The organism is Phenylobacterium sp., assembly GCF_028290885.1.
In the GTDB taxonomy this organism is placed as follows: Bacteria; Pseudomonadota; Alphaproteobacteria; order Caulobacterales; family Caulobacteraceae; genus Phenylobacterium.
The window spans coordinates 1-5,034 of sequence record NZ_JAQGIZ010000095.1 but is presented as its reverse complement, the minus strand read 5'-3'; the positions used below and the strand labels follow the sequence as shown (position 1 = coordinate 5,034).

At 68.6% G+C, this 5,034-nt stretch carries 5 protein-coding genes; 2 read left to right on the top strand and 3 right to left on the bottom strand.

Annotation, left to right across the window (positions count from 1 at the left end; genetic code table 11):
- Both JWP28_RS07040 and JWP28_RS07035 read left to right on the top strand, forming a co-directional pair.
- The coding region (locus tag JWP28_RS07040; protein WP_299541496.1) for an HAD-IB family hydrolase at positions 1 to 444 on the top strand (444 nt) is incomplete at its 5' end.
- Positions 441 to 689 carry a hypothetical protein gene (locus JWP28_RS07035; protein WP_299541494.1) on the top strand — a complete coding sequence of 83 codons (249 nt, stop codon included), beginning with the start codon at positions 441 to 443 and terminating at the stop codon, positions 687 to 689. The genes JWP28_RS07040 and JWP28_RS07035, both read left to right, overlap by 4 nt.
- Here JWP28_RS07035 and JWP28_RS07030 read toward each other — a convergent pair.
- From JWP28_RS07030 to JWP28_RS07020, 3 genes are all read right to left on the bottom strand, one after another.
- On the bottom strand, positions 686 to 1,216 hold the full coding sequence (locus JWP28_RS07030) for a hypothetical protein (protein WP_299541492.1): 531 nt from the start codon (positions 1,214 to 1,216) through the stop codon (positions 686 to 688). The two genes, JWP28_RS07035 and JWP28_RS07030, sit on opposite strands and share 4 nt — an antisense overlap.
- Before the next feature lie 7 nt (positions 1,217 to 1,223).
- Positions 1,224 to 1,841: an ATP-dependent Clp protease proteolytic subunit gene (locus JWP28_RS07025; RefSeq protein ID WP_299541490.1), complete on the bottom strand. Its 618-nt coding sequence runs from the start codon at positions 1,839 to 1,841 to the stop codon at positions 1,224 to 1,226.
- A gap of 121 nt (positions 1,842 to 1,962) precedes the next feature.
- On the bottom strand, positions 1,963 to 5,034 hold a 3,072-nt coding region (locus tag JWP28_RS07020; protein ID WP_299541488.1), incomplete at its 5' end, for an Ig-like domain-containing protein.

Here is a 5,034-nt window from a genome sequence, read left to right as displayed (position 1 = left end):
GGGCGGATCAAGGCCGCGGCCGTGCGGGAGTTCCTGCGGGGCGTATCGCGCGACCGGCTCGAGGCCGACGCCCGCGAGTTCGCCGAGCGGTTCTCCGGCAGCCTGCTGCGCCCCGACGCCGTCGCGGCCTGGAAGCGCTGGCGCAGCGAGCCTGTGCGGCTGGTCATCGTCACCGCCTCGCCGGACCTGGTCGTGGCCCCCTTCGCCCGCGCGCTGGGGGCGGACGCGCTGCTGGGCACCGAGCTCGCCTTCGACGCCCAGGATCGGGTCGTGGGCGCGTTTTCGACGCCCAACTGCCGAGGGCCGGAGAAGGTCGTGCGGCTGAAGGACGCCTTCGGGCCCGACCTCGTCCTCAAGGCCGCCTACGGCGACACCAGCGGCGACCGCGAAATGCTGGCGATGGCCGAGACCGCCGGCTATCGGGTGTTCAAGGGGACGCCATGAGACACGCCCGCGACGCCGACCTCGATCGGCTGGAAGACCTGCTGGCGCAGCTCCGCACCCTGCCCGGCCTCAAGGAGAAGAAGCGCGGCGTGTTCTACCGCAAGTCCCGCGGCTTCCTGCATTTCCACGAGGACCCGAGGGGCATGTTCGCGGACATCAGCGATCCGGACGAGCGGATCGACGTCACCCACGCGGCAGGACGGGAGGCGTTGATGCGGGCGGCGCGGGACAGGCTCAAGGCCTAGCCGACCAAGGCTCCACCTGCCCGACCACCGAAATAAGCCAGGTCGCGGGTGACGGCGGAACGCACGCCGGCGGATATTTCGGCGTCGGTCAGCCAGCGTGAGGCGCCGGCCTCGACCATGAAGCCTAGCACCACCTGCCGCAGCCGGCAGTTCGCAAGACCTTTGGCCACCGCCGCGGCGGTGGCGAGCCGGTCCGGCCGGGCGGGATCTGCTGTGGCGCTCCCCAGCACCTGAAACAGGCGCCCAGGGACGCCAGGCTTGCCGACCCGCTCGGCCAATAGCCGCGGCGCGCCGGTCTTCAGGGTGTGGAACCAGCCGACGGCAAGGTCGATCGGGCCCACCGCGTCGAGCGCAGCCACGAACGCGGCTTCGTCATAGTAATCCACGTCATGGCCGGTGATGTTCGCGCGGCTGAACGTCGAGGCCCGGCGCGACAAAAGACTGAGGCGCCCGCCGTCGCCGGCGAGCGCCTCCACAAATCCCGACAGCATGCCGGTCCCGCCCACCACAAGGATGTGCGGGGCCATGCGGCTGTCAGCTGTCGCTTTCGCGCTTTTCCCAGACGTGGTCGACGATGCCCCACTCCTTGGCTTCTTCGGCGGTCATGAAGCTGTCGCGGTCGAGCACGGATTCCACGGTCTCGATCGATTGGCCGGTGTGCTTGGCGTAGAGCTCGTTCAGGCGATGCTTGGTCTTGATGATGTCCTCGGCGTGGCGCTCGATGTCCGAGGCCTTGCCTGAGAAGCCGCCCGACGGCTGGTGCACCATGATCCGCGAGTTCGGCAGGGCGATCCGCGAACCCTTTTCGCCGGCCATCAGCAGGAACGAGCCCATCGAGGCCGCCATGCCGAGGCAAAGGGTGATCACCGGGCTCTTGATGTACTGCATGGTGTCATAGATCGCGAGGCCGGATGTCACCACCCCGCCCGGCGAGTTGATGTACATCTGGATCTCTTTCTTCGGGTTCTCGGCCTCCAGGTGCAGCAACTGGGCGCAGATCAGCGCCGCCATGTTGTCCTCGACCGGGCCGGCCAGGAACACGATCCGGTCCTTCAGGAGGCGGGAGAAGATGTCGTAGGCGCGCTCGCCGCGGCTCGTCTGCTCGACGACCATCGGCACGAGGCCAAGCGCGGTGGTGACAGGGTCACGCATAGGGAGGAAGTCCTTCTGGGAATCTTGCAGCGAACTGAGAAGAGTCCGCGTCCCTACCGATATCGCGTGCCGAGCGGCCGGACGCAAGGCGGCGGCCCGCCGCCCCGCGTCCGCCGTCGCGTCAGATGAACGCGAAATCGCTCGCGTGCAGGCTGGTAAGCTGGACCGCCGTCAAGGTGACGGTGTCTGCGGCGTCATAGGTGATCACCACGTCCGCGCCGACCTGGTGGGCGTGCGACAATAGGTCGTTGAAGTTGGCGAACAGGGCGTGGTCCACCTGGAGGATGTCGCCGTGGCTGAAATCGGTCACCATGTCGTGGCCGAAGCCGCCGGAGAAGGCGAACCGGTCGGCGCCGCTCCCGCCGGTCAGCTGGTCGTCGCCGGCGCCGCCATCCAGCCGGTCATCGCCACTGCCTCCCGAGAGCGAGTCGATGCCGGACCCGCCGGAGAGCGTATCGTCGCCCTTGCCGCCGTCGAGCGCGTCGGCCCCGGCGAGGCCGAAGAGCCTGTCGGCGCCGTTGCCGCCGTTGATCGCTTCGTCTCCGGCGGTGCCGGTCAGCACGGCCTCGCCGTTGCCGCCGTTGAGCGTCGGGGCGTCCGGCACGCCGCTCACCGCCACGCTCACCGTCGACGAGCTCGTGGCCCCGGCCGCGTCCTGCATGGTGTAGGTGAAGCTGTCGGTGACGCTTTGGCCGGTGGTCAGCAGGTCGAAGGCGTCGGCGTCGGCGACGTAGACAAGCTGGCCGTCCGCGATCGTGACGTGGCCGCCCAAGGCCGTGTCCGACACCGACAGGATGCTCTTGCTGTCGCCGCTGTCCACGTCGGTGTCGTTGCCGAGCACGTCGACGGTCACCGACTGGTTCTCCGACACCGACGCCGCGTCGGCGTGCGCCACCGGCGCGTCGTTCACCGCGGCCACCTGCAGGACGACGGTCGCCAGCGCCGAGCTCGCCCCCGAGGGATCCTGGGCGAGGTAGGTGAAGCTGTCCTGGCCGTTGAAGTCGGCGCCGGGGGTGTAGGTGAACGAGCCGTCGGCGTTGAGCTGCAGCGCCCCGTGCGCCGGGCCCTGGCCAAGCAAGGCGCTCAGCAGGTCGCTGTTCAGGTCCGTGTCGTTCGCCAGGACGCCGTGGGCTGCGTCGACGATGAAGGGCGTGTCCTCCGTCGCGGCGTAGCCGTTGTCGGCCACCGAGACCGGCGCGGTGTTGACGAACAGGCGCGAGACGATGGGATCGTGGTCGGTGGGCCGGTCGACGACGCCGGTGTTCAGGTGGACGATATCGAATTGCGCGCCCGACTGCAGGCTGGGCGAGACCAGCATCTGGTCGATCTGCTCCATGTTGCCTTCGAAGGCGTAGGAGTAGCGGTCCGCGGGGGCGAGCAGATTGGTCAGGTTGCTGAGCGCGCCGCCGCTCTCCAGCTGGGTCAGCGAGGTCTCGAACTGGTAGGCGTTGAAGTCGCCCATCACCGCCACGTGGGCGTGGGGATCGGCCTGGACCAACTGCTCGACGTACTGTTTGACCGGTGTGGTCTGGTCGACCCGGCGCTGGTCGCCGTTGTTGATCGCCGGCTGGTCCTGGCCGAACAGCTCGTCGCTGCCGCCGCGCGAATAGTTGTGCACGTCGATGGCGGTGATCGTTTCGCCGTGGAACGTGAAGTCGGCCACCAGCGGCTTGCGGCTGTTGTTGTAGGCGTCGCCGTTGGTGAGGTCGGTGTCCGCCAGCTGATGCGCCGAGCCGTCGACGTAGCTGACGCGGGTCGGATCGTAGAGGAAGGCCTGACGGATGTTGCCGTTGGGCTCGCCGCCGGTCTGGTTGTTGGCCGTCGGATCGATCTCGATGAACGAATAGCGCGGGCCGCCCGCCGCCACGATGGCGTCGATCAGCTTGTTGAGCGTCACGGCGCCGCTGAGGTCGGTGCCCGGGCCGGCTCCGTCGGCGTCCTGGATTTCCTCGACGCCGATGATGTCGGGCGCGCCGAGGTTGTGGGCGATGTCCTGCCCCAGCTGGGCGAACTTGGACGCCGGGTCGGTGGGATCGAGGTTCTCGAGGTTATAGGCGCCGATGGTGAGGTGGCTGGCGTCGCTGGCGAGCGTGGTGGTCTCCCGCGGCGCCGATCCGGCGCTGGCCGTCGAGCCGACCGACAGCGGCAGGAGTTCGTAGTTGCCGCCGAAGTAGCTGACCACGCCGGTGACGTCGCCCAGATGGTCGCCGGCCACATTGTTCAGCTGGACATTACTGACGCCGGAGTCGGTGAAGATCTCGATCCTCTCCGGGTTCATGTCGTTGGGCGCGATGGTGATGCCGCCGCGGTCATTCATCCCGGTGGCGCTGTCGCCGTTGTCGGCCACGACCCAGGTCTGGCCGAGGGCGGTGGCGTCCACGGCCTGGGCGTTCTTGACGGTGACCAGCATGCCTTCGATCGACTCGTAGAAGTCGACGGCGTCCTGGCCGGGGTCGAAGGTCGTGAAGTGGTCGTTGTCGATCACCTCGGTGGGGATGTGACGGCCGCCGTCGCCGATGATCGTCGGGGCGACGGTGAAGCCGGTTCCCTCGACCGTCACATTGGCGTTGGAGCTGCCGACTTCGGTGATCGTCAGGTTGTTGGTGTCGCTGCCCTGGAACTCGTTCACCGTGCCGTCGACCCGCACCAGGTCGCCTGCGTGCACGGCGGGCGCGGCGTTGGTGAAGACGAACACCGCGTCCGACGTCGCGTCATTGCCGTCGCCGGTCTGGTCCTGGATCCAGAACCCCCGCGAGCCGGTGGTGTCGACGGCGGTGACGACGCCCTCGGTCACCACATGCTGCCCGAGCAGCGGCGAGGTGTGGGCGGCGCCTTGGATCTCGTAGGTCTTCACCACGTGGACGTCGTCGTTGAGGATCGTGCCTGTGCCGGCGCCGTTGGCGATCGCCGCCACGCCTTGGGTGTTCTGCAGGTTCGTCAGGGCGAGCGTGAAGGTCTCGTTGCCCTCCACCTGGGTGTCGCCGTGGATCACCACCGACACCGTCTGGCTGGCCGGGCCGCCCGCCGCGAAGGTCAGCGTGCCCTGCGCCGCCTCATAGTCGCTGCCGGCCGTGGCGGTCCCGTCGTGGGTCGCGAAGTCGACCGTGAAGGCCCCGCCGGCGTCGTTGCGGGTCACCGTGAAGGTCGCCACATGGTCGCCGGAATCGCCCTCAGCGACCGAGACGGCGCCCAC

Excerpts from the sequence above, each read along its gene's own strand:
- JWP28_RS07025 (WP_299541490.1), bottom strand. The coding sequence starts at position 1,841 with ATGCGTGACCCTGTCACCACCGCGCTTGGCCTCGTGCCGATGGTCGTC.
- JWP28_RS07035 (WP_299541494.1), top strand. The coding sequence starts at position 441 with ATGAGACACGCCCGCGACGCCGACCTCGATCGGCTGGAAGACCTGCTG.
- JWP28_RS07030 (WP_299541492.1), bottom strand. The coding sequence starts at position 1,216 with ATGGCCCCGCACATCCTTGTGGTGGGCGGGACCGGCATGCTGTCGGGA.